23 protein-coding genes are annotated in these 24,621 nt (G+C 46.3%); 12 read left to right on the plus strand and 11 right to left on the minus strand.

What is annotated here, in order from left to right; all coding sequences use genetic code 11:
• Positions 1–8 precede the first annotated feature (8 nt).
• The 4 genes from bioB to ileS form a co-directional block, all read right to left on the minus strand.
• Positions 9–983, minus strand: a complete 975-nt coding sequence (gene bioB, locus ACN5NT_RS06295; protein ID WP_419174863.1) for a biotin synthase BioB — start codon at positions 981–983, stop codon at positions 9–11.
• 122 nt (positions 984–1,105) lie between these two features.
• Positions 1,106–2,047 carry an ACP S-malonyltransferase gene (gene fabD / locus ACN5NT_RS06300; RefSeq protein ID WP_419174864.1) on the minus strand — a complete coding sequence of 314 codons (942 nt, stop codon included), beginning with the start codon at positions 2,045–2,047 and terminating at the stop codon, positions 1,106–1,108.
• The gene (gene lspA, locus ACN5NT_RS06305; RefSeq protein ID WP_419174865.1) at positions 2,044–2,529 is read right to left on the minus strand and encodes a signal peptidase II; all 486 of its coding nucleotides are present in this window, start codon (positions 2,527–2,529) and stop codon (positions 2,044–2,046) included. The genes fabD and lspA overlap by 4 nt, the downstream gene beginning before the upstream one ends.
• Before the next feature lie 2 nt (positions 2,530–2,531).
• The gene (ileS, locus tag ACN5NT_RS06310; RefSeq protein ID WP_419174866.1) at positions 2,532–5,354 is read right to left on the minus strand and encodes an isoleucine--tRNA ligase; all 2,823 of its coding nucleotides are present in this window, start codon (positions 5,352–5,354) and stop codon (positions 2,532–2,534) included.
• 556 nt (positions 5,355–5,910) lie between these two features.
• On the opposite strand from ileS, the gene ftsE reads away from it, so the two are divergent.
• Genes ftsE through ACN5NT_RS06335 form a run of 5 tightly spaced genes read left to right on the plus strand, consistent with a single transcriptional unit; the run spans position 5,911 to position 10,605 of the window.
• A complete protein-coding gene (gene ftsE, locus ACN5NT_RS06315) occupies positions 5,911–6,618 on the plus strand; it encodes a cell division ATP-binding protein FtsE (protein ID WP_228721345.1) in 708 nt (235 codons plus the stop codon).
• Positions 6,615–7,502 carry a permease-like cell division protein FtsX gene (gene ftsX, locus ACN5NT_RS06320; protein WP_419174867.1) on the plus strand — a complete coding sequence of 296 codons (888 nt, stop codon included), beginning with the start codon at positions 6,615–6,617 and terminating at the stop codon, positions 7,500–7,502. The genes ftsE and ftsX overlap by 4 nt, the downstream gene beginning before the upstream one ends.
• An 11-nt stretch (positions 7,503–7,513) precedes the next feature.
• Complete coding sequence (locus ACN5NT_RS06325) at positions 7,514–8,851, plus strand: murein hydrolase activator EnvC family protein (protein ID WP_419174868.1); 1,338 nt, start codon at positions 7,514–7,516, stop codon at positions 8,849–8,851.
• Positions 8,852–8,884: 33 nt separating this feature from the next.
• The gene (locus ACN5NT_RS06330) at positions 8,885–10,216 is read left to right on the plus strand and encodes a S41 family peptidase (RefSeq protein WP_419174869.1); all 1,332 of its coding nucleotides are present in this window, start codon (positions 8,885–8,887) and stop codon (positions 10,214–10,216) included.
• Positions 10,216–10,605 (plus strand): DUF1992 domain-containing protein, encoded by a 390-nt coding sequence (locus tag ACN5NT_RS06335; RefSeq protein WP_136796645.1) that lies wholly within the window; start codon positions 10,216–10,218, stop codon positions 10,603–10,605. Before ACN5NT_RS06330 ends, ACN5NT_RS06335 begins: the two co-directional genes overlap by 1 nt.
• Before the next feature lie 92 nt (positions 10,606–10,697).
• Here the strand turns inward: ACN5NT_RS06335 and ACN5NT_RS06340 are convergent, their stop codons facing one another.
• A complete protein-coding gene (locus tag ACN5NT_RS06340; protein WP_419174870.1) occupies positions 10,698–12,389 on the minus strand; it encodes a serine hydrolase in 1,692 nt (563 codons plus the stop codon).
• Positions 12,390–12,609: 220 nt separating this feature from the next.
• Positions 12,610–13,518, minus strand: a complete 909-nt coding sequence (gene era / locus ACN5NT_RS06345) for a GTPase Era (protein WP_136796756.1) — start codon at positions 13,516–13,518, stop codon at positions 12,610–12,612.
• Positions 13,519–13,754: 236 nt separating this feature from the next.
• On the opposite strand from era, the gene ACN5NT_RS06350 reads away from it, so the two are divergent.
• A complete protein-coding gene (locus ACN5NT_RS06350; protein WP_419174871.1) occupies positions 13,755–15,758 on the plus strand; it encodes an RNB domain-containing ribonuclease in 2,004 nt (667 codons plus the stop codon).
• A 48-nt stretch (positions 15,759–15,806) separates the two neighbouring features.
• Here ACN5NT_RS06350 and ACN5NT_RS06355 read toward each other — a convergent pair whose 3' ends face one another.
• On the minus strand, positions 15,807–16,001 hold the full coding sequence (locus tag ACN5NT_RS06355) for a hypothetical protein (protein WP_136796642.1): 195 nt from the start codon (positions 15,999–16,001) through the stop codon (positions 15,807–15,809).
• 296 nt (positions 16,002–16,297) lie between these two features.
• Between ACN5NT_RS06355 and ACN5NT_RS06360 the strand changes: the two genes are divergently transcribed.
• Both ACN5NT_RS06360 and ACN5NT_RS06365 read left to right on the plus strand, forming a co-directional pair.
• The gene (locus ACN5NT_RS06360) at positions 16,298–17,266 is read left to right on the plus strand and encodes a helix-turn-helix transcriptional regulator (protein ID WP_419174872.1); all 969 of its coding nucleotides are present in this window, start codon (positions 16,298–16,300) and stop codon (positions 17,264–17,266) included.
• A gap of 45 nt (positions 17,267–17,311) precedes the next feature.
• Positions 17,312–17,722 (plus strand): hypothetical protein, encoded by a 411-nt coding sequence (locus tag ACN5NT_RS06365; protein WP_419174873.1) that lies wholly within the window; start codon positions 17,312–17,314, stop codon positions 17,720–17,722.
• Positions 17,723–17,749: 27 nt separating this feature from the next.
• On the opposite strand, the gene ACN5NT_RS06370 is transcribed toward ACN5NT_RS06365, so the two are convergent.
• Complete coding sequence (locus tag ACN5NT_RS06370) at positions 17,750–18,367, minus strand: LysE/ArgO family amino acid transporter (protein ID WP_419174874.1); 618 nt, start codon at positions 18,365–18,367, stop codon at positions 17,750–17,752.
• Between the two features lie 97 nt (positions 18,368–18,464).
• On the opposite strand from ACN5NT_RS06370, the gene ACN5NT_RS06375 reads away from it, so the two are divergent.
• The gene (locus ACN5NT_RS06375) at positions 18,465–19,379 is read left to right on the plus strand and encodes a LysR family transcriptional regulator ArgP (protein WP_419174875.1); all 915 of its coding nucleotides are present in this window, start codon (positions 18,465–18,467) and stop codon (positions 19,377–19,379) included.
• 240 nt (positions 19,380–19,619) lie between these two features.
• The gene (locus tag ACN5NT_RS06380; protein WP_419174876.1) at positions 19,620–20,228 is read left to right on the plus strand and encodes a DUF2284 domain-containing protein; all 609 of its coding nucleotides are present in this window, start codon (positions 19,620–19,622) and stop codon (positions 20,226–20,228) included.
• Positions 20,229–20,230: 2 nt separating this feature from the next.
• On the opposite strand, the gene ACN5NT_RS06385 is transcribed toward ACN5NT_RS06380, so the two are convergent.
• A complete protein-coding gene (locus ACN5NT_RS06385; RefSeq protein ID WP_419174877.1) occupies positions 20,231–20,755 on the minus strand; it encodes a DUF523 domain-containing protein in 525 nt (174 codons plus the stop codon).
• Between the two features lie 277 nt (positions 20,756–21,032).
• Between ACN5NT_RS06385 and ACN5NT_RS06390 the strand changes: the two genes are divergently transcribed.
• A complete protein-coding gene (locus ACN5NT_RS06390; protein ID WP_136796635.1) occupies positions 21,033–21,488 on the plus strand; it encodes a glycine zipper family protein in 456 nt (151 codons plus the stop codon).
• Positions 21,489–22,052: 564 nt separating this feature from the next.
• Complete coding sequence (locus tag ACN5NT_RS06395; protein WP_419174878.1) at positions 22,053–23,501, plus strand: DNA integrity scanning protein DisA nucleotide-binding domain protein; 1,449 nt, start codon at positions 22,053–22,055, stop codon at positions 23,499–23,501.
• 107 nt (positions 23,502–23,608) lie between these two features.
• Here the strand turns inward: ACN5NT_RS06395 and ACN5NT_RS06400 are convergent, their stop codons facing one another.
• Both ACN5NT_RS06400 and rpmB read right to left on the minus strand, forming a co-directional pair.
• Positions 23,609–23,863, minus strand: coding sequence for a hypothetical protein (locus ACN5NT_RS06400; protein ID WP_136796633.1), 255 nt, complete (start codon positions 23,861–23,863; stop codon positions 23,609–23,611).
• Positions 23,864–23,935: 72 nt separating this feature from the next.
• Positions 23,936–24,130, minus strand: a complete 195-nt coding sequence (rpmB, locus tag ACN5NT_RS06405; RefSeq protein ID WP_136796632.1) for a 50S ribosomal protein L28 — start codon at positions 24,128–24,130, stop codon at positions 23,936–23,938.
• Positions 24,131–24,621: the final 491 nt, after the last annotated feature.

Consider the following 24,621-nt stretch of genomic DNA (forward strand, 5'->3'; position numbering starts at 1 on the left):
CTCCTCTCCTATTCCCTGTTTTCGGGCAACTCAACGTTAAAGCCAAGCGAGGTGAACATTGCGATATCTTCGGCAAGACTGTTGCCTGCCGTGGTGAGGTAATTGCCTACTATTGCACCATTGGCCCCTGCCAGAAAACTCTCTCTCTGGCTATTCCCCATAAGCCCTCTGCCACCGGCAAGCCTGATGACCGCCTTGGGATTTATGAATCGAAACATGGCAAGACAGGTCAATATTTCAGGGACTTCCAGCGGCGCGACATCAGCCAGTGGAGTATTGGGGATCGGGTTCAGAATATTAATTGGTATTGAACGGATTCCAAGCTCACGCAGCTCAAATGCCATTTCCAATCGCTGCTCAAAAGTCTCACCCATGCCAATGATGCCACCTGAGCAAACTTCCATCCCAGCCTGCTGCGCAATTGTTATGGTCTCAACCTTTTCATCATAGGTGTGGGTGCTACAGACCTCTGGAAAATAGCTGCGGCATGCCTCAAGATTGCAATGATATCTGCTGACCCCAAAAGATATGAGTTTTTCGGCTCTTGCCTGGGTAAGAAAACCCATTGATGCGCAGAGGGAGTGGTTGGTAGCCTCGGCAATTCGACTGAACAAATTACCAAAACCAGCCAATTGCCCGTCAGTCAGGCTCCTGCCTGCAGTTACAAGAGAAAACCGCTTTACACCATATTCCTCGTTCTCTCTCGCCATTGACAGCGCAAGTTCGTCGCTGACAGAATCATAGGATTCAATAGCGACATCATGCCATGAAGACTGTGCACAGAATTTACAGTTTTCACTACACTTACCTGACTTGGCATTGACGATGGAGCAGAGATCGATGTTGTCTTTGTGAAACTCTCTACGTAACCGGTCAGCGGCTTCGAATAAATGCTCAGGCTGTGTATCCCGGGCCAACGCCACCGCCTGCTCGAAATTAATAGAACCTCCACCCCGAACAAGATGCATACACTGCTTTAGCATAAGACGTACCTGACTGACAGCAATTCAAAATCGGATATCTGTAAGGGATTGTGCTATTCAATTGCAAACACAATCCCTTACAGAAACGGTTTTTGGATGAATGTACTAAGGACTTTCAATCATTAAGACAGCTTGGCGAGACAAGCCGAAAGGGACTCTGGAGTATCACACTGAAGCGTGGTCAGCTTGACACCCTTGGGTTTGATCTTCCGCAACATGCCCTTGAGTACGGTCTTTGGTCCGACCTCGATAAAGGTATCGACGCCATCCTCAATCATCTGGGTAATGATCTCGCACCAACGAACCCGCGAGGCAATTTGTCGCCCCATCATCTTTTTGATATTTATCGGGTCTGCGGAAGTTTCGGCAGAGACGTTAAAATATACCGGGGTCTGAGGCTCCTTGAATTCAACTTCAGTAAGAAAATCTTCAAAATCCGGTACAGCAGCGGCCACCAGCGGGCTATGATTTGCTACACTGACATTGAGCGGAATTACCTTGGCGCCTTTTTCTTCTGCCATTACAGTGATGTCGTCAAGACCTTGCATATCTCCGGAGATAATAACCTGTTCCGGCGTGTTGTGATTTGCCGTCGTTACAACACCCTCACCCTGGTACTTACTGATAAGCTGGTCAACTTCATCTATTGTCAAACCAACCACAGCCCGCATACCACCAGGATTCTGACGGCCTTCACGCTCCATGAGCGAACCACGCTTAGCCACCAGCCGAATAGTATCTTCAACGCTAAGTACCCCGGCCGCACACAGTGCGGAGTATTCGCCAAGGCTGTGACCTGCAAAGTAACTTACCTTTTGCTCACCAAGTTCTTTCTCCATCGCTTTCCAGCAGATGAGATTGGTCGCGGTAATCGCCGGTTGCAGATTGGCGTTCATGGTAAGTTCTTCCATCGGGCCGTTGTTTATGAGTTTTTCCAACGGCAAATCACTAATCTCTTCGGCAAGTTTCAGTAAATTGTTGCTTTCAACACTTTCCTGTACGAAATCGCTGCCCATACCAAGATATTGTGAACCCTGACCTGGAAATATAACTGCTATTTTCATTGAACGTTCCCCTTCTGACCTTTTCTTGATTCCAAGAGAGAGATCAGGATAAATACACCGGCACCAACACATATGGCTGAATCCGCAACATTAAATGCCGGCCAGTGGTAACTCCCTACGTATACGTCTAAAAAATCGACCACTGAACCAAAGCGAACCCTGTCAACAAGGTTACCGGCTGCTCCTCCCGCAATACTGGCAAAAGCAAAGCAATACCACGGGCTCTCTTTTCTCATTACAAAATAGCCGATGGTCAAGCCAACCATGGCGACAAGTCCCACTCCTAAAAAGAAGTAGTGGCGCCATGGAGAATCCACATCGGCTAAAAAGCTAAATGCTGCACCCGAATTCGTCACGAAGACGAGATTGAAGAATCCAGGGATAACTTCCCTGGATTCATACAGGTGAAACGAATTAACTATCACATGCTTCGTGTACTGGTCCGCGATAAAGACTATCACGGCAATTATAAAATATGGCACGTCTACTCTTCAGCTGGCAAGTCCATTTCTGCAACAACACCTGCACAGCGCTCGCAGATTAACGGATGATTGCTGTCCATACCTACTGTGGTAGAGCGTGTCCAGCAACGTTCACATTTAGCACCCGGTGCGGGCCGAACCGCAACCTTCACTCCGGGCAACTCCTCACTTGCTATAACGTTCTCTACAACACCGGATGCTGTTTCGAGATCGTTGAGCTCGGAGACGATTGAAATCTCTTTGATGGTCTGCCATTCCTGTTTGACAAACTCAGCGAGTTCTCCTTCAACAGAAAGCAAGACCTCTGCTTCCAGTGGATGTCCAATCACTTTCTCCCGCCGTGCGTGCTCAAGAGCACCGGTAATTTCGGAGCGAATTTTAATCAGCCTGGTCCAACGTGCCTCCCGCTCGGCATCAATACCTGTCTCGGCAGGCGCTGGGAAATCCGAGAAGAACACGCTCTCATTCAGAGCTGTCTTCTGATCATGCCCGTGTAGAGACTCCCAGGCTTCCTGAGCGGTAAAACTCAACACAGGGCTCATCAGTCTGAGCAAACCATCAAGGATATCATAGAGCACAGTCTGCGCTGCCCTGCGTGATTCAGAATCTGTTCCCGCAGTGTAGAGACGATCCTTTATGATATCAAGGTAGAAAGCACTCATGGTTGTACCACAAAAATAGTTCAGACCATGATAGATCGAATGAAATTCATACTTTTCGTATGAAGTGTAAATCCTGGATTTCAATTCTTCAAATTTTGCCAGTGCCCAACGATCGAGTTCCGGAAGATTCTCAGTTGCGACCTGGTGAACTGCGGGATCGTAATCGCTCAGATTACCAAGCATATACCTGATGGTGTTTCTGATCTTTCGATAGGCATCAGAGACCTGGCGCAGGATCTCGTCGGAGACCTTTACGTCGTCCTTGTAATCTTCACTGCTGACCCAGAGACGCAGGATCTCAGCACCGTACTTTTCAATGACCTCGCCCGGAGCTACGACATTGCCAACAGACTTGGACATCTTTTTACCGGCGCCATCAACAACATAACCATGGGTAAGAACGCCATGAAACGGTGCACAGCCACGAGTTCCCACAGAGGTCAGTAAAGAACTCTGAAACCAGCCGCGATGCTGATCGCTGCCTTCGAGGTACAAATCCGCAGGTGCTCTCAACTCGTCACGGATTTCACACACTGCGGCATGGCTGACTCCTGAATCAAACCATACATCGAGGATATCCTCTTCTTTAGTGAAATCTGTAGATCCACATGAACAGCTATGACCTTCCGCAAGGAATTCCCCGACGTCATGTCTAAACCACGCATCGGCACCCTCTTTGAGAAACAGCTCATCGATTTTGTTTACCACTTCTTCGCTGCGTACAATCTCACCACAGGAAGAACAGCTGATTACGGTAATCGGTACACCCCATGATCTCTGGCGTGACAAACACCAGTCAGGACGCCCCTCAACCATAGATTGGATACGCTGCATGCCCCAGGAAGGAGTCCATTCAACCTTTTCGATCTCACTCAGAGCCTTGTTGCGAAGCTCATTTTTCTCCATTGAGATAAACCACTGCGGAGTAGCACGATACATAACCGGCTTTTTGCATCTCCAGCAGTGCGGGTAGCTGTGATGGATCTTGTTCTGGTGAATCAGTACTCCTGCTTCGAGCATATCACTGATAATGCGCTGGTTGACCTCAGGCACTTTTTCGCCGGCGTATGGCCCTGCCTCTTCAGTGTAGGTTCCATCGTTATTCAAAGGAGAGAGAATCTCAAGCCCGTAACGCAGACCTGTCTGGTAATCGTCGGTTCCGTGACCCGGTGCGGTATGAACACAGCCGGTACCGGCATCGGTGGTAACATAATCTGCCAGAACCAGCAGCGAATCCCTGTCGAGGAAAGGGTGACGGCAATTCTTGCGCTCAAGGCCAACCGCTGAAAAAGTTGAAAGGATCGAATAATCTTCAATCCCAGCCTCGCTCATGACTGTTTCAACCAGCTCTTTTGCGATTACCCAGGTCTCTTCACCAACCTTGACCGCAGCATATTCAAAATCAGGATGCAGAGCTATCGCCAGGTTCGCAGGCAGGGTCCATGGGGTGGTTGTCCAGATAACAACGAACACCTTTTCTCCTGCAAGTGCTGAATCGACATCAGAAATGTCGTCTTTTACAGGGAATTTCACATATACCGATGGTGAGGTGTGGTCGTGGTACTCCACTTCCGCCTCAGCCAGAGCCGTGGTACAGGTTGAACACCAGTAAACTGGCTTCTTATTACGTATTACAGACTCTGAGAGCAAAAAGCGGTTGAACTCACGGGCAATGGCAGCCTCATACTCATAGGTCATAGTAAGATATGGCGCATCCCAGTCGCCCAGCACACCCAGCCTCTTGAATTCGGCTTTCTGGGTTTTAATCCACTTTTCAGCGTATTTGCGACAGGCACCACGCTTGGAAAGCTTCGGGATTACTTTTTTCTTCTCGCCAAGCTCTTTGTCTACATTATGCTCAATAGGCAGCCCGTGACAGTCCCAGCCCGGAATGTATGGCGCATTGAATCCAGCCATACGGCGTGACTTGAGAATGATATCCTTGAGAATCTTGTTGAAGGCGGTACCAAGGTGAATATGACCGTTCGCATATGGCGGGCCGTCATGCAGTACAAACAGAGGTTTTTCTGCAGAGTGCTCCTGGAGCATTTTATACAGTCCCTCTTTTTCCCAGCGTTTAAGGTATTCCGGCTCTCTTTGTGCAAGATTCGCCTTCATTTTGAACTTGGTCTGGGGCAGATTGAGAGTTGCCCTATAGTCCATGATATTCTCCTTTCATGTAAATCACTTCAACCAGAGACAAAGTCATAGTTGTCAAGTGTTAACGAATGTTTTGTTTGGGTGTTCAAGAGCCGTTGGCTAGTATCACATAAAACGAATAAAAATAACAACTGCGCTTGAACTTGCAAGGTTTAAAAAAAATGCATGGAACCAAGCCGCTTATCTTTGCGATGTGTTCGACAACGTTAATCTGAATAACCCGGTTTGTTTTGGGTAAATACTAATTTCCCAATCAGTCAGTTACACCTTTGTTTGTGCTTACGGTGAATTCACCACTATCCGGAACGATACCTATTCTGATTTTTCTCACAAAATTGAGATCATTTTGACTACTACCTTCATAATATCAGGTTAAAACGACTATTTTCGTATATGACGTCAGCCCTTAATTGTGGTATAAATTCTGGCGAGGACTATTTACTTTGCAGTTTCCTTAGGTTATACCCTTATTTAAAGTAAAACCCTTAAATTATCAGGCCCTCCAAGCCGAGAAAGTAATATCGATCATTTTCGATCAATAGCATTGATTTTAGATTCCATGACAAACAGCGCCAAAAGTCAAGACATCCCGATGGTAGAACTGATCAAGGTTTTCAAGCGATATCCACCTGATGTCGCTGCTCTGACAAACATTTCCCTATCAATCGGACGCGGCGAAAAGTTTTTTATCATCGGTCGCTCCGGAGCTGGCAAAACAACTCTTTTGAAGCTTGTTTCGAGTATGGAGCCTCCCTCAAACGGGCTTATAGAGGTTTCAGGCAAATCGATTCACAAAATACGGGGAGCAAAACTGGCTCGACTTCGCCAAAAGATAGGGGTTGCCTACCAGGACTTCAAGTTACTCCTCGATCGAACTGCTGCTGAAAATATCGCAATCTCCATGGAGGTCTCATATAAAAAACCGCAGATCATACGCAATCGTGTTCGATCACTACTTGAACAGCTTGATCTCTCCGATAAACATAATACCATAACGGCTGAACTCTCACGTGGAGAACAGCAGCGGGTTGCCCTTGCCAGGGCCGTCGCCAATTCTCCAACCATGGTACTGGTGGATGAGCCTACAGGCAATCTCGACGCCGATACCACAGAGCGTGTCGTGAAATTACTTAATAACAGTCATAAATCAGGCGCGACTGTGATTATAGCTACCCATGATGAGTCTATTTATACAGATAGTTCCAGTCGCATTATGGAACTGAGGGGTGGCATGATTCACTCTCTTACAGGAGGTACAGCTGTATGAGTTTCTGGTTTACGGTAATACGACAGGTGGGGCGGAACCTCAGACAGACCTGGATGTCGCAGATCATGACTTTACTCACGGTCAGTCTTTCGGTGCTTATTTTTACTCTGTTTTATCTCATCTATATGAACATGCTCAATGTCAGTGACCAATTGAGCGACGACCTGCGACTGATCGTATACCTTCAGGAAGAGCCGGTCCCAGAGATGAAGGAACAATTGAGAAACAAAATTCTCGCTTTCGATGATGTAGAGAGTATCAAATTTGTTTCGAGCGAAGATGCTTTTACACAATTTTCCGAGCAACTCGGCAATGACCGCGATGTGTTGGAAGATATGCCCAAGGATTTCCTTCCCGCCTCTATCGAAGTCACCCCATTGAAAACATTGAGGAGCCTCAACCAGATTCAGCTCTTCTCCGGCTATCTGGCTAAATTGCCCGGTACCATGAAGGTACAGTATGGAAAAGACTGGATTGAACGTTTTTTCCATTTCACCAGGTTGCTCTCTATCGTTGTCCTGCTCAGTGGCAGCCTACTGATTTTAACGACTGTTTTCATGGTTGCCTATACCATTCGTCTTACTATTATGGGACGGCAGGATGAACTTGAGTTGTTGAAGCTTGTCGGAGCCACCAATAATTACATACGCACACCATTTCTACTCGAAGGTTTTTTACAGGGAGCACTTGGTTCGACAGTCGGTCTTGCTTCCCTCTACCTTCTCTTTCAATGGATCACCATTCGCTTTACCGGCCAGGGATTTCTCAACCTGATTGATTTTGCCTTCTTCCCGCCTGCCACGGTAATAGCGATCATTGGTATATCGATTCTGCTCTGCGCAGTTGGCAGTCACACTTCAATGCGACGGTACCTGCGTATATGATTGATATTATCATGACATCAACCCGATCGCATGACAGTCACGGCTACCGGCTACCCGCACGGAGTAAACGCAAATGGTCCAGTGCGCCTCAAAAATCCCGGGCCGGATATAAGAGTGTTGCGTTTTATCTTTTATGCTCGGCTTTTATTTTGAGCCCGCCGATACTCGCAGCATCAACAGATGTCGACGCCTTTACCAGAAAAGAAATTCGCAAAAATATTGAAAGCCACAGGATCAACATCCAAAGACTTCAGCTTGGTATTCATAACCAGCAGGATCTATCTCGCAAATCCGTTCAAAAAGAAAAGGACGTTCTACACGAGCTTGAAGAGATAAACCAGAAGCTTCAGAAACAACTGGTAAAAGTTTCAAAACTCGAACAGCAGACACAACTTCAGCAGGAACTCATAGCTACCAAAGAGCAGGAAATTTCCCAGCTACAGACAGATAAGAAAAGGGTCCTGCACCATTTCACAAAACGTGGCAGCGCCTATTATAAAATGGGAAAAATTGGCTTCCTGAACGTTACCTTCTCTTCCCGGTCACTTCCTGAACTGCTGAGATTTCAGGAAGCGTTCCAGACAATGATAGAATATGATCAGAATGTAATACGCAAATATCGCGCCAAAATCCATGATCTGGAACGTGCAAGGGACGCATACGCCTTGGAGAAAGGGGTTCTGCAGGAGTTTATAGCAAATACCAGGGCCGAAAATGAAGAGACAGCCAAGATCCGGGCCAAGAAGGAACAGCTTCTTACTCATATTCGTACCCAGAAACATTTACATGACCAGGCGGTTCTGGAAATGGAGGCCTCTGCAGCCCAACTCTCCGCAAACATCATTCAGCTCAAAAGCCAGGAAGAAGACCTCAAACATGTCTTCTCTCGCTCAAAGGGCAAATTGCCCGTGCCTCTTTCAGGAGAAGTCATCACCTTTTTCAACCAAGAGAAAACCAATAATCTCGGAGTACTGCGAAAGTCAACAGGTATAGCTATTGACGCACCGGAGGGTTCTCGTGTTCAGGCCATTGCTGACGGAACTATAATATTTTCTGGATATTTGAGAGGATACGGGAATACAATTATCATACACCACGGATACCAGTATTACTCTATTACCTCAAGACTCGACAAGATAGCTGCCAAAAAAGGTGACAATGTCAAATCAGGCAGTTATCTCGGCCTCTTGAGCGAGACTGGCACCCTCCTTGATGAAGGATTGTATTTTGAAATTCGTCATGGAAAAGAATCTCAGGATCCGTTGCAGTGGATTGATACCAGTAAGCTGGATATCCAGGAAGCTGAACTTGAATTCAGCGATCTCAATTCCTCTCTCAAGCAAGGGTGATCCGGAAAGGATCACCTTGGTCGGAGCCCCAACATGAGAAGCACAGCGCTCGTTTGCCGTCTTACCTTTTTTTTTCTGACTTTCCTTCTTGTCTCATCGACACTCTCCCATTCCGAATCGGCTGAAAAAGCCAAGCAGAGACAGGAGACCTACCAGCAGCTGGAAGTGTTTGCCAACGTGCTGAGTATCTTGCAAGATAACTACGTCGAAGAAATCGATACTCCTGAAACGATTAACGGAGCTATAAGAGGTCTCCTCTACTCGCTCGATCCGCATTCCGCCTATCTGGACTCTGAAGGATTCAGCGAACTCCAGGAAGAGACACAAGGCCAATTCTCAGGTATCGGCATAGAAGTCACTATCAAGGATGACATTCTGACGGTTATCAGCCCAATAGAGGGCACACCGGCAGACCAAGCCGGCCTTAAAGCAAAAGATATAATCGTAGAAATTGATGGCGAAAAAACTAAGGAGATGGGTGCAGTTGAAGCTGTTAAAAGATTACGAGGCCCCAAAGGAAGTAGTGTTAAAATAACGGTATTCAGAGAAGGCTGGAGCGAGTTTAAGGAATTCAATCTTACCCGTGACATTATCCCCCTCCAGTCGGTACGATCTTTCATGCTTGCACCTAACATTATCTACTCCCGTATAACAAACTTTCAGAGTCACACCACCGAAGATTTCAAAGAAGCGATAGCCCGACTTTCTGCAGACACAGAGATCAAAGGCCTTATCCTTGATCTTCGTAACAATCCCGGCGGCCTGTTGAATCAGGCTGTAAGCATTACGGATTTGTTCGTTGACGAGGGTCTCATTGTATACACCAAAGGCAGAACCGAGAACCAGAACATGTCGTTTAAAGCCAAAACTTCGCCTCAGGATTACCAGTTTCAGCTTGTTGTACTGGTCAACGAGGGTTCGGCCAGTGCTTCTGAAATTGTGGCCGGAGCCTTACAGGATCACCAGCGCGCGATAATTGTCGGCACCAGGACTTTCGGCAAAGGTTCCGTCCAGACTATCATACCTCTTCCCGGTGGCGCAGGATTACGTGTTACCACAGCACGTTATTTTACCCCCAACGGAAAATCCATACAGGCCACTGGTATTTTGCCTGATGTTGAGGTACCTTTTGTGCCATGTAACGGCCAGGTCGAAGAGAGTGACGAGGATGAAGAGAAATTTCGTGAATCTGATCTGAAAAATCACATCCCCGGCACTGAGAAAGCTAAAGATACCAAAACCGAGTCAGAGCAAAATCAGGCTAAACAGAGGCTGGCTGAAGATAATCAGCTGCGCTCAGCCTTGAATATACTGAAAAGCCTTAATCTCTACTCACGATTTTGTGAAAAGGACAACGAGACCTAATGGATTGCCTCACCTTTATTGCCGAACAAAAGATCGCTCAAGCCATTGAAAATGGCGAATTAAAAACATCTGGCTGGAAAAACAAACCACTCAAGCTCGAAGATGACCATATGGTTCCCGATGACCTGAAAATGGCATATAAACTGCTTAAAAATGCTGGCTACATTCCACCAGAGATTGAGCAGAGAAAAGAGATAACCAGACTCGAAGAACTTATCGCGAAAACGGAAGACGAGCATGAACGTTTGCAGCAGATGCGAAAACTCAGCGTTTTATTAATGAAGGTCGATGCTAACCGTATCACACCAGCCAACATCTCCCACGATGATGAGTATTATCGTAAGCTAGTTGAGAAAACTTCCGTTCATTCCACAAAGAAAGATAAATAACTTCGAAAATCCACCCAGGCACAAAAAAAAGCTGAAACCGTTCTGAGTGAACGATTTCAGCTTTTTTAATGTTCTATACAATGAACCTATGACTACATGAAGTTATGCTTCTCCTTCATGTCCTGGTAAACGATCGTCGAGACCTTCCTGATAACGTTGCCCCGGGTGAGCATCCAGTTTCCATAATTTGCGGGCCTGGAACTTCCCTCGATAACCCCGATAATTGCGTATGGATAGCGCTTTCCCTGGCGGGTTTTGGCGACGATAATCCCCATATCCCCACAAAGGTGGGCTGTTGAACCTGTCTTATTATAGACCAGTGTTCCTCGTGGAATCGAAGTGCCATAATAGAGGCGGTCACGTTTGGGCAGGGCCATAATTCTTCGGATTTCTTTACTGTATGGCAATTCCACATTCCATAACGCTCTTAGGAAACGTATGTAATCTGACGGCGGTGCCGAGTTTTTATAGGTTCTGCCACTGGCTGGAATATATTCAGTGATAACAATATTGCGAAATATCGATCCGTAGTGATTTCTCAGCAAACGCTCTGTTGCCGCAGGCCCTCCCACCTGGCGAATTGCCCAGTTTGTAGCAGTGTTACTGCTACGCTGAATCATCGCCTCAAGCATCCGCCTACTCTTTGGTCCATATTGTATTTTGCCGTTCTTTACCTGATGAAAGAAGGCCAGGGCAACAAACGGTTTAATCATACTGGCAGCCTGAAATTGCTGATCGCCATTGATATTGACCAGACTGCGATCATTTTCGAGATCATAAACCATCCAGCCGGTACGCTCGTCACCTCGAATTTGTCCCTTTCTCCGCAATTCTTTGATATATTGATTAATATTCGACTCAACCAGTGTTCCGCTCGAAACTGCGTACACTTTTTTAGTCTTCGTTTGAGTGATGGCTACGATTTTTTCAGGTTTGTTAACCTTTGCAGGAGGCTGAGGCTGTACTTCTTTTTCAGGAGATTCCAGAACGATCGTCTCAGACGGTTGGCTCTCCCCGGACTTCTGATCTCGGCTTGCAATAATTTTATTAGAAAGTTCACTGACAATCCGGTTTACGGCCGCCTCGACCTCCTCCGGCTTGATTGGCGATTCAGGTACCTCTTTTTCAGTCGCACCCTCACCTGCGTTCGCTACCTGCGTATCATCTCCTTTCTCGGCCGCCTCTCCTGGTGAAGAATTGCTGGTATCATCAAGAAGGCTTGACTCACCATAGACTATCGGATTGTTATTTTCCGGGGTAATTGAGGTCTTTATATGACGACTTTTCAGCATTCTGGCGTGACTCTTCGCCACATTCATGGTGGACCGTCTATCACCCTGCCGTCTGTAGATAAGAATGTAATTGTTTGAATTGGTCTTCTCAATGAAGAGATCTTTACCGACCTGTTCCCCAAGGATCACATACACCCTGGTATAGAGTTTTTTCAGAGAGTCCAGATGCGGACCGAGACCATAACTGACATTGTAAAGCCGGTCATAGCCCTTTTCCTTGATAGCCCAGGCCTCATCCAAACCTGCCTTACGGAGCAACTCACCCTGCCTGGCAATGCTTAAAATGACATTTCTAGGGGAATCGTTGGCATCGTAGATCACCCCATACTCTTTGTCTTTGGTAACAACCTTCAGACCCCGGGAGATGTCTTCATCGAGCAACTCCTGAAGTTGCTCCTTGTAATCGAGAACCCTTTCCAGATCTGAATCCCAGATATACATGATGTCATAGGTATCTTCCTCGGCACGGACACCTTGAGCGGCGAACAGCATGGAAAATACCCACAGCAATATGAGAAAAGAAGATAAGAAGACAGGAGAAATGAATGTATTCTTCAACAAGTGCATTATACCGCTCTATCCTGGATGCAAGAACCTGATATATTTACCGAAATAAATCCGGAGAAATGATTTACGAAACGCAGAAGACAGAGCATCGTAACACGTGCTTTTCGGGCTCTTCAACCCAAATTATCAAGATTTTCCAGAATATTTAAAATCCCAGCTCTTTAAGAAATCTTTCGTCCTCGGACCATTTCTTCTTAATTTTCACCCAAAGCTTGAGCAGAACCTTTTCACCGATTAACTTTTCTATGTCAATTCTTGCAGCGGTGCCTATTGATTTGAGCTTTTTACCACCCTTGCCTATCACAATGCCTTTCTGGGAATTCCGTTCAAGAACAATGGTAGCATGAATAGTTACCAGTTTCTTCTCCGAATCCTCCTTAAACGACTCAATGGTCACCGCGGTTGAATATGGGATCTCCTGGCCAGTCTGCAGAAAAACCTTCTCACGAATAATCTCCGCGACCAAAAATCGTTCAGTGGCATTAGTTGGTATATCTTCAGGGAAATAACGCGGCCCCATGGGCAGCAAATCGAGAATCTCATTCAAAAGGATATCTGTACCGTCTCCTCGCAGAGCAGAAAGAGGGATAACCGCCTTAAAAGGGAAAAGTGAGGAATAGGTTTCAAGCATAGGCAGCAATCGTTCCTTTTCCAGCAGATCAACTTTGTTCAGCACCATGATAGCGGGGCACTTGACCTGCTTCATAACCTCTGCGAATTCTTTCTCCTTCTCCTTTCTCAGCTTTTCCGGCATTGGCAGGGATATATCAATAAGAAAGAGAACAACATCGACATCGCTCAGGGAATCCATGGCAATCTTCACCATCTCCTGATTAAGCGGCACCCGTGACTTATGCAAGCCTGGAGTATCAAGAAGTACAACCTGATAATCATCCTCGTTGACCACACCAAGAATTCTGTTACGGGTGGTTTGTGGCTTCGGCGTTACAATGGAAATCTTCTGCCCCAGCAGATTGTTCATAAGCGTGGATTTACCCGCGTTAGGTGGGCCGACGATAGCAACCATTCCGGATTTAACCGGTTTTCCAAACATATCCATAGATAATAAGAGTTAATTGAAGTGTAATAGTGAAAATAGTGTGCTTCAAATCGTGATTCACACTATAGTGAACATTCGTGCCTGAACATTTAAGCATTCATATAAATGATAGAAGATAATACGCATCGAAGTAACATGTGAACACTATTTGCGCTAGTTTTACTTCACCTACAACGCTTCTGCATGTGTCGCGTTTCGCATATAACTGATAGTAAAAAGCTTCTCACCCAATGATCGATTCTGGAAAAATCATAGAGTATCTGGATAATGGACGATTTATCTGTGCCTTGATCACGGAGGCCCAGCCTAAGCGGGTCCGCCTGATCAATCAAAATGGCAGGGAAGTTAACCTGCCGGCTTCGCGCATCGTTCATTGCTCCAAAATGGTCCTATCTCCTGAAACCAGCCGTGACACCCTGGTGAAAACTCTTAAAGAGATTACCGATAAACGGCAGGAGCTTGTCGACCAAATTTCCCTCAAGGATATCTGGGAGCTCACGATAGAAGAGCCCTCTGATACTTTTGATCCGGATTTTCTCGCAGAACTCTCCTTCGGTCAGGAACTTAATGACGACATAACCGCTGCCTTTCTTCGCTGCGTTTTCCTTGATAAATTGTACTTCAAATATAAGGAAGGAAAACTCCGGGCGCACAGCGAAGACCAGGTCGAGCAGATCCGCCTGCAGCGCGAGCGTGAAGCCCAGAAAGCAGAACTGATTGCCAAGGGTGCATACACTATACGCGAAATGATGCGTCATGGTAAATCGCCCCAGGAAACCACCCGCTGGCAGGAGGAATGCCTGAAACTCCTCAGGGATTACTACCTGTTTGGAAACGACGCCGATAATGCCGACATTGCCAGACAGATCTTAAAAGAAGCAGAACTTACCCGGCCACACGACGCTTACCATATTCTCGTTAAAGCCGGTGTGTGGAACAAAAATGAAAACATACCATTGCTCAGATCAAATTTGCCGGTAAGCTTCAGCCTGCCCGCCCGCCAACAAGCTGAAGGTATACTGCAAAGCCGACTCGAGGATCTTTTCAACGACACGGGACGGGTTGACTATACCCACCTGAAACCAATGACCATCGATGGGGCTACGACTCTCGATTTCGATGATGCCCTCAGTGTTGAAAAGAAAGGTGATGACTACCTGGTTGGAATTCATATATCAGATGTTTCACACTATGTTCGCCCCGGTGACCCTCTTTTTCAGGAAGCGATGAAACGCGGTACCTCCATCTACTTTCCTGAAGGGCAAATCCCAATGTTGCCCCGCCACCTCTCTCAGGGTATATGCAGCCTCATACAGGGAGAGATCAGGGCCACTTTCAGTTTCATGATTCTGATGACCGCTGAGGCAGAAGTCAAAAGAGTTCGCATTCACCCCTCAATCATTAAAGTTGCCAGGCGCCTCACCTACGAAGAAGTTGACAGGATTATACAATCCGACGAAGAGCTTAAAATACTTAATGTTCTCAAACGGAAACTACGTGAAAGAAGACTCTCCCAGGGGGCATTACTACTGCCTTTCCCTGATGTAAACATCTTCATAGACACGGCAAGCAGAGTTCATGTCAGCCTTGGCAGAACCGATACTCCTGCAAGAACACTTGTCTCGGAAATGATGATACTCGCCAATAGCGAGGCGGCGCGTTACATTTCTGATCGTATGGTACCCGGTTTGTTCCGCAGTCAACCACCTTTGAGACAGCGTATTGTACATGGTGAAGACGATGATTTGTTTTTAAATATCCGGCAGCGCAAGCAGCTTCCTCGAGGTGAGCTTTCCACCAACGCCAACCCTCACAGCGGGCTCGGTGTCTCCCATTATACAACGGTGACCTCACCAATACGCCGTCTTCTCGATCTGGTAATGCAACATCAGCTCAATACCATCACCAGAAGGCTCGAACCATGCTTTACCGAGGATATGTGCAGAGACTTCTCCTCAATTATCACCAGGGCCTTGTCAGCAGCCAACAACGTAAAACAACAGAGACATCGTTATTGGTTGATCAGGTATTTGCAGGAACGAAAAGGACAACTCGTCAATGCTCTTGTTATCGACTCCGGTCCCAAAAGGGTCACCCTTGTTCTTACAGATATCCTGATGGATGTTGATCTTGCTTCACCTTCTGGTTACAGACCAACACCTGGAACCACTATTCAGTTGAGAGTGAGTAAGGCTGATCCGATGGATAACACGGTTCGATTTGATTGGCCCTAGGTAATATGTTGTCAACTCTAACAACATATTACCCTTTTCGGTTGCAGCTTACTCCTTATCACGATCTGTCTTAATCTTCACCCTTCCCTTCTCGGGAAAGCCTTGAGAACGCGCACCACAATCCATCACCAGCACTGTGCCTTTTTTTTCAACGACTACGCACTTAGCGGTTGCGCCCACACTGTTCTCTGCACCCAGAACAAAAACTGCCATCAAAGCTGATATCACGGCTGCTCCTTTCATCTCCGCCTCCTCTATATAGCGTTCACTTTACTCTTTTGTAGCGTTATTTATACATCCTCTACTGTTTTCGATATGAATGAAGCGTAATCGCCATGACATATTTAGTCAGCCGACATAGGCTGGTTTCTGCAGGCATCAGGCCCGACATGACCCGACATGAAGGTATATCTCCAAGTATATATGCCTAATTTCATGGATATTATATCTATTTGAAAACTCTTGGCTTCCAACCGATAAGTCGAGTTGGTATATTCCTGTAGGAAATACTCAACTCGACTCTAACCCAGAATTAAACTATGACCGAAACACAGCATCAGGGTGTCATGGCGATGGTAAAAATTGATGGCAGCAAAGCGAGACAACTCCGTGAGCAGAAATCTCTCACCCAGTTGTATGTAGCAACCGCCGTGCAAGTCACCACCGATACCATTTCCAGATGGGAAAATAGACGATACCCCACGATAAAGAGAGAGAACGCCCTTAAGCTCGCCGAAGCTCTTGAAGTAGCTCTTGAAGAGATACTGGAAACACCGCCCGTACCGGAACCGAATGACGATGAAGCGGAATCACAACAAGACAGTGTGAATTTCCAGCATGAAAAAGAGCGAAGGACAGAGACTGTCAAACAGGGTGTGTACGTTCGCTGGCCGATACTTCTGCTCTCCTCGACCATTGCTGCGCTTATTTGTCTGGTAGGCTGGGTTTACTTCAACATGGAGGATTCACCCTCAGTTGCTGTAACGGCCAAGAGAAACTTACCCGCTCATTGCACCCCGGGTCAGGTATTCCCTGTCAGCATTGAGGTAAACGTCCAATCAGACGAGCCTCTTGCCTTTATAGTAAAGGAGCAGCTACCCGACGGCTTTGAAGCTATTCAGGCCGCACCGGCACTGTCTAGTTCCGGTAAAAAGGTGAACACTCTCAAGTGGCTCCAGAAAGGTCACGGCAAACACATCTTCACATATACCACCATAATGAAAGATACAACCATCGAAGCTGATGAGTTTTCAGGAGGCATAGCCATCAACAAACAATCCGGAGCTTCTTATTCCATCCTGGGTAGCGACACGATCATCGTAAGTGATTACCACTGGGCCGACAGCAACCGCGATCGGGTAATAAGCGATTCAGAGATCCTGACCGTATATGACCAGTACGGCGAAGTGGAAGTACACGGTATCGACCTCGATCTTATTGAAGAGATCTGGCTTGGCTCCGGATATACCTGGAACCCAGATACTCAAACCTACCAAATACTCCCGTAGAAGTTCAACAGGCAACCGATAGCAAGCGGAGGCATTCAATAATAAATGCGTACAATTAAAACAAACCATTCCTGTATTTATCGAATAATCATTACATTATTCACCCTGTTGTTGCTTTCTTCTATTGAGGCGATGGCCAAGGAGCCGGTAATCGGAAAATATCTTAGTTCCTCAGGGAATACGATCCGCCTTCAACTCTCAGTCAGTTCCCCGGCCCCCCAAAATCTGATACTGCAACAGCACCTGCCGCCAGGCACACGGGTCCTGTCAACCTCCCCAAAGGCCATAAAGATTTCTCAGAATAATGGTGTTGTCAAATGGCTCTTCAAGGGAGTATCGCCTGGCCAAATAGAAGTCGTGATGAAGATTGAGCCTCCAGCGGCAGGCTCAGTTCGCGGCTCCATTCGCTATAGAATGGCAGACGGCACCATGCACGAAAAGCCTGTCGGAAGATAACGTCAACCATACCCTCACGGCCTGTTACTATCCTGCTGTGAGGGAACGTATCGGCACGAGATGAAATGCTATAGTCCACATGGTAATGCAGATCAAACCATCCAATATTCTCCAGGCTGTTTTTCCATTTAAGATTGGCGAGAGCAAAACACCTCCAAGGCTTAAGGTGTAAAACCAGATAAAGGAGGCCAGGCACGCCCCCGCAGCAAAGATGTACCGCCCCTCAGCACCAAACTGCCCACTTATCCCTCCAAGAAGAACAACTGTATCCAAGTACATATGAGGGTTTAACAAAGTAACTGAAAATGTTGCCAATATCACGGCCCACCTGGAACTGTAGATATCATTTGCCTTCTCAAGTCTGTTGCCTGCAATCGCTGAGCGCAGCGAACAATAACCATAATATACAAGGAATAGTGCTCCACCCCATCCGGCAACATTTCGTATAACCGGATTTTGCACTACTAGAGTCCCTACTCCCGCTGCACCTAAAAAGATGAAAAATGCATCGCAAAAGCTGCAAATAGTTGCCACAGCCCAGTTATGCTGCTTACGTACTCCCTGGGTCAACACAAAAGCATTCTGGGCCCCGATGGCGATGATTAGACCTGCACCAGTTGCCATACCCTGTAAAAACACATTCATGACCTACTCCTTTATTTGAAATGATTCACAGAGTACGCTACTAATACAAAGAAGGAAAATTAAATAATTTTATCATCCATTAGCATCCCTAATACTCATGCTCGATTACAAGCTACTAGAAGCATTTGCCATGGTCATTTTGGAAGGCGGGTTTGAAAAAGCTGCCCGAAAGCTTTGTTTAACGCAATCGGCTGTTTCTCAACGGGTTCGACAACTCGAAGACCTTTATGGGACGATACTGCTGAAACGGACAACCCCGCCACAGCCCACCGACTCAGGTCTTCAGCTCTTAATTCACTATAAAAAAGTAAAACAGCTGGAACGTGATCTTGATCAGCAAAATTCCGGTGATGAGAACACATTCCACTCCCTTTCCATAGGGGTGAACGCAGACACCCTGGAAACATGGTTCTTTTCTTCAGTCCAGAGACTGCTTCATCAGTACAATATTGTGCTTGATCTGCAGGTTGACGATCAGGATATGACCCATGAACTTTTAAAAGATGGCAAGGTTTGGGGTTGTATCAGCACCCGCCCGACACCTCAACAAGGTTGCACCGCCGAATTTCTCGGTGCAGTTCGTTATGGGATTTATGCAGCGCCGATTTTTAAAGAGAAATGGTTCTCTTCAGGCATAAACCTTGATGTCTTCCAGAATGCTCCACTAGTACGTTTTAACCGGAAAGATGAATTGAGTAGAAAAATTCTTACTGAAATTTTTGGTGAGTTACCAAAATCAATCGCCGATCATTCAGGACTGACACGACCACCGGTGTTCTTTGTTCCCTCCACTGAGATTTATGCGCTCTTCGTTACAGATGGATTGTGTTGGGGAGTGTTGCCGGAACAGCAAAGCAAGCCTTTGGAATCTTCTGGTAAAATTGTCAATCTCAGCCCCGAAAATTACGTCGATGTAAATCTGTTCTGGCATAGCTGGACTTTGAAATCAGAAACCATGCAGTGCTATTCAAAGCATTTCATCACCCAGGCCAGAGAAGTGTTGCACAATTAACTCTCTGTAATTTCCAATAGCTTTGTCGCATAAGAACCCGTTTTTGCGGTTCTTATGTCACATTTTTCGTCGGCGACGCAATCATTTGCCCTGGCTCTTTCAATGGTGGTGCATTTCAATTCAAAAAGCTGTAATCTTAGGCACATTTACAATGTTGTACGCGCGAAACCAGCCTGGAAGTTCCAGGGATTATCTACATGAAGGTCAGACCTTAATCACTTACATTTTCACTAATATCTCATGAGTAGCCATACCCCGAAGGAAGCTGGTGCAATCTCCGAATTAATTGCTTACGCAGAAAGCATTGGTGTCACCCGTGCCGCACGAATCTCTCCTCAGTCTGTTCTGGTCGAATCTCGATTAGCCGCATACTGCAGAGAACCCAAGTGTCCGTATTTTGGCCAATCCATGAGTTGCCCACCCCATGTCTCCGGGCCCGCAGGTTTCAAGAAACTGCTTGCCCAAAGTCGCCATGCTATAGTTTTGCGTATAGAGTTGGATGGAGACTCACTACACGGAAACGATCGACCGGAATCCATGCGACTCCTGCACTCATTAACTGCTGCAGTGGAACTTGAAGCGAAACGAAAGGGCTTTGACAATGCTCAGGGCTTTGCCGGTGGTTCCTGCAAAAGAAGCTTCTGCGATGATTATGACAGTTGTGCGGTACTCTCCGGGGAAGCTACATGCCGTTTCCCCGACCAGGCACGGCCGTCCATGTCCGGGTATGGTGTAAATGTAGGCGAACTTATGAAAGAAGCAGGCTGGTCAAACAACCTTTTCGCTGAAGATCAGCAGGATAAGGAAAAACAGATGGCATGGATTGCCGGCCTGGTGCTCCTATTCTGATCTCAAAGTTCTGTCAGATGTTTCAAAACGTCCTCAAGTTGATTCTGACTGAAGACCTGAACACCGTTTTCCTTCAGTAAGGCTGTCGTTACACCCACTCCAGATATTTTTGCACCACTGAATGTACCATCGTAGATCATGGTAACCCCACATGATGGACTCCTTTCAGTTAAAATAGCCACCTGCACCCCGTTTTCCTGACATACTTGCAGGGCCAGTTCAGCTCCCTTGCTAAACTCCTCAGTAACATCAACATCTTGAGCTGTCTTAACCCGGGCGATTCCTGCAAGTACTGCTTTACCTCCTGTCTCCTCACCGTCCGTTCTGATTTCCGCTGGCGATCTCGGCACGGGCAATCCACCTGCCATTTCAGGACAACAGGGAATCATTACACTTTGATCTGATATTTTTTCCAGTAGAGCCTGATCCACCTCCACATCAGAACCATCATAGCGAACCTTTTCACCGGTCAGACAAGCACTGATCAATATCCTGACCTTTTCTCCAGCAATGGTTTTACCCGACATTCGACCAACTCCTCCAAAGACACAAAGATCAACTTATACTACTGTATTTACGTCACATAACAGCTAGCATCGGACCCGACATGCCCCTGCATGTACCCCTGAACCGAGGTAAAAGTAACCCCGTTTGACCAGATGTCAGCTATCTCTCTGAACAAAATGAAAATATAAATAACCCATACCCAGAAGGGATGCAGCAAGCTTTACAAATTTCATTAAGAATCAAGACACTATCATTAACCTTAGTGCAATCAGTTCAATTACAACCAGGAGGCACATCATGAAAAGGACTCGAATAGCAATATTGGCAATCGTAATAAGCGGCCTTGGTCTCAATTCAGCCCAGGCAGGTGAAAAAGCATTAAACGGTATGCTCATCGGCGCTGGCAGTGGTGCAGTACTTGGCCAGGCTATAGGTCGGGATACAGAATCAACTATCGCCGGCACAGTTGTTGGCAGCATAACAGGCCTGGTAATAGGCAGTAGCCTTGATCATGGGAAAACACAATATGCGCACCGTAGGCCTCCTGTAAAACATGTCTATTATCCACCACCAAGATATAAACACAAAGCAAAGCATCATCGTCCCCATTATGCACCTCCGAAATATAAGAATTGCACCAAGGTGGTGAAAGTAAAAAACAAACATGGCCATAAAAAACGAGTGGTAACCACTACATGCTATGACAGACCTCACAAAGCACGATATCACCACCATCCTGTTGTCTATCGCTAAAATATAATCGTTATATTTTAGCGATAGTTTCAGCCGTCTCACCTGCAAACCAGACGCAACCATCTTGTGGTTGCGTCTGGTTTTTTCAACTAAAGTCCATATTTCAAAATGTTATAATATAGACATACCTGATTACACCCAAAGCTCAACCGCACGAATCGAAGCGTGAGGGTGAGCAGTTAGGGAAGAAAACAGCCTGAACCTAAGAATGTTTTCCCAGCAACTTATTATAATGATTCGATTTCAGGAGGGCTATGAGCTGAATCAACCACCCCTCACCTCTTCAAGCTGAAGACTGAGGGTAATCATAGTAGATTATGTGACTGATGTTACTACGCTAAAAGATACGTAACGCAAATCGAATTTCATGTTTCATCCCTTCTACCTTTTCACCCTCCCTCCACAAAATTTGGCAAGACGATTGCCGGTGATCAGACAATTCTATAATTTTCCCTATCACTTCCTATTTTCATCTGCAATTTCGGTACCGTATGGTAAGATGCTATTAATTCAACAAGCTAAAATAGATTTTTGATAAAATGTCCTGCATTCTCACGTGATTTAATGAAAACAAAGCACCATAGTCAATCATTTATAGGACGCTGCATTTTAGACACCCTGGCTGGCCTGCGAGAGGGGCTTTCCCGCTTTTCCGGAAACAGTCGCAGTGCTGTCATTTTCTGTCTTAATCCTGGGGATCCCCTGCTTATCTGCGATCCACAGAATTTACTTCGAGGGTATGAGCCCAAACTCAAAGATTTATATATAGATAATCAGAGTTGGAGGGACGAAGATTGCCAACGCTACGACCGCAAACTCTACAACCGCATAGCACCAGTTGAAAACCTGCAACTTGACGGCCTCATCAGTTATGGAGGCTGCTCGGGTGCTGTATACTATCAGGTCTGGTTCACCGAACACCATCCAAACATGTGCTCCATCGGCCCGACAGAGAGATGGCTCGAGCACACCGTTCTGCGCTTCTCTCATGATATGGCGAACGAGAGCCGCCTATACACTGGAATTTCAGGCAGTTTTCTCAGAGAATACACCACTCACGCGGTGAGAGATTACATTGTCGATCAGGTAAATCTGAGACTTGGGATAGATACCCACGTGCGGATCTATCAGGCACTAGAATCTGTACTCGGCATCTCAAAAACGCCGGAAGAAGGAGCTGTGCCACATGGAGAACTTATCTTCGTGGAACCACGACTCCTGCACCAGTTGAACATGATTGCCGAATTCAGCTCGGAGCAGCAACCACAATTAAACCATCATAAGCATATTCGCAAATTGCTGCTCTCTGTTGAGCACAGTAACAACAAGTTAGTCTCTAATGGCACCAGAATTCTTGGGGTTTGTGATCAGCATCTACCTGAATTCTGTCTTGTTGCCGATTTTCAGGGAAAACTTGGTTATCTGCGGCTCAATGACGACCTTGTTTGCAGCTTTGAAGATGGCAGCTTCAACTCCACCACTCATCGAGCTAAGCTTTTCGAAGTCGAAGAAATCCTGCTCGACTACGATCTTGACACCAGTGTCAGAAACAGCCTGTTCCAGGTTGTCTCGGCTCTGGTCCACAATGCCGAAACCAACGGTTTTGGCTGTACGCTTGTGGTCGATTTGGAAGATGACTACACAGGAATATCAGGGCAACTTCTCACGCCACCAATTGATCTTCAACAGCCAGAGAGCCTTGCCCTCGCTGCAGGCCTTTCCCGCACTGATGGAGCCCTGCATATACGTGCTGATCAGTATCTCTATGCCTTCGCCTGCCTTCTCGACGGCTTGAGCATCCCTGGAGAGGATAGAGCCCGCGGCGCCCGCTACAACTCTGCGCTCAGGTTTACTGCTATTAGAAATAATAGCATTGTAATAGTCGTCTCCTCAGATCGCCCGGTATCCGTTATATATAGAGGGGTTGAGGCTCGTAAACGCCACCCGTTCACGCCGGCTGACTTCTGCTCACTCTCTACTGAATTACTCAGCACCTGGCTTGGCAGTGACTAGGCCCGGATTACTTGATGCTTTCCGCACAGCAGAATCAGACACACAACAAAAAAGGCCATATGAAATAATTATTTCATATGGCCTTTAGATAATGTATTCCCTGTAAATCAGTCTTCCAGCACCCAGTCTGGTATATGATTCAGGATATAATTCTGTACAGCTTCTTTCTGCTCCCCTTTGGCTACTTCTCCAACGGCATTTACCGTTTCTTCGAAGTCAAACCAACAGAGTTCTCTATCGTCAGTTGAGTAAACTGTCAGGATACGGCGATTTGTCTGCTCGATATCCTCTTCCTCCTGAATGGCACCTACAATGTTGACTGCCTGTTCATAGCTGAGGAAGGTAATTTTATCTTCACCCATATCATCACCTCAAACGGAAAAAGGCGAGTAGGATAAGCTCCACTCGCCTTAATTATTATGTATGGTTTCGAATCAGGCTGGTTTTACAACAGACCCTGAACGAATACAACGGGTACAAACACGAGCGCGCTTAACACCACCGTTAGCAGTTACCATACGGACCTGCTTAAGATTAGGCAACCAACGCCTTCTGGTCTTGTTATGGGCGTGTGATACATTGTTACCGGTTACTGGTCCTTTTCCACAAACTTCACATACTTTGGCCATTGCAATTCTCCTTATATACCTTTTTTCTCCTCAGTCCCCCAAATACGAAAGGTGGAGAAGAATTAGAAAATGTGTGCGACAAATGAAATCAAGAACGTCCTTTATTACAATCTTTCGTAAGCGATAGCAAGATGTTTTGTTCCAAAACTACGATTTATCATCGTCCCCTGCCTCTGCTACGCTTACATGAGACGCTCATTTCCTTAGTTATACGTGTCTTTTCTGCTAACAATATATTTTTTCGAATTCAGAATTTGGCTTACGAATTTTTAACAACACCCGATTAACGATTCTTTCCAGCAAATTACTTTCGCTTTATCAAATTTTCGCATGAGCCATAGGGCCTGAGATATTCGGTCACCTTGCATCCAGTTTATCAAATAGTAACATTCAGCTGGCATCTTTGCCAGTGGCGGTCAGATGGTCGGAGCTCCTGACGAGAACTGTCTATAGTATATTGCAGACCCAGAATGTAATCACAATTGGCACTG

Origin of the sequence: Desulfosediminicola sp., from assembly GCF_048381775.1 — a bacterium.
In the GTDB taxonomy this organism is placed as follows: domain Bacteria; phylum Desulfobacterota; class Desulfobulbia; order Desulfobulbales; family Desulfocapsaceae; genus Desulfopila; species Desulfopila ganghwensis.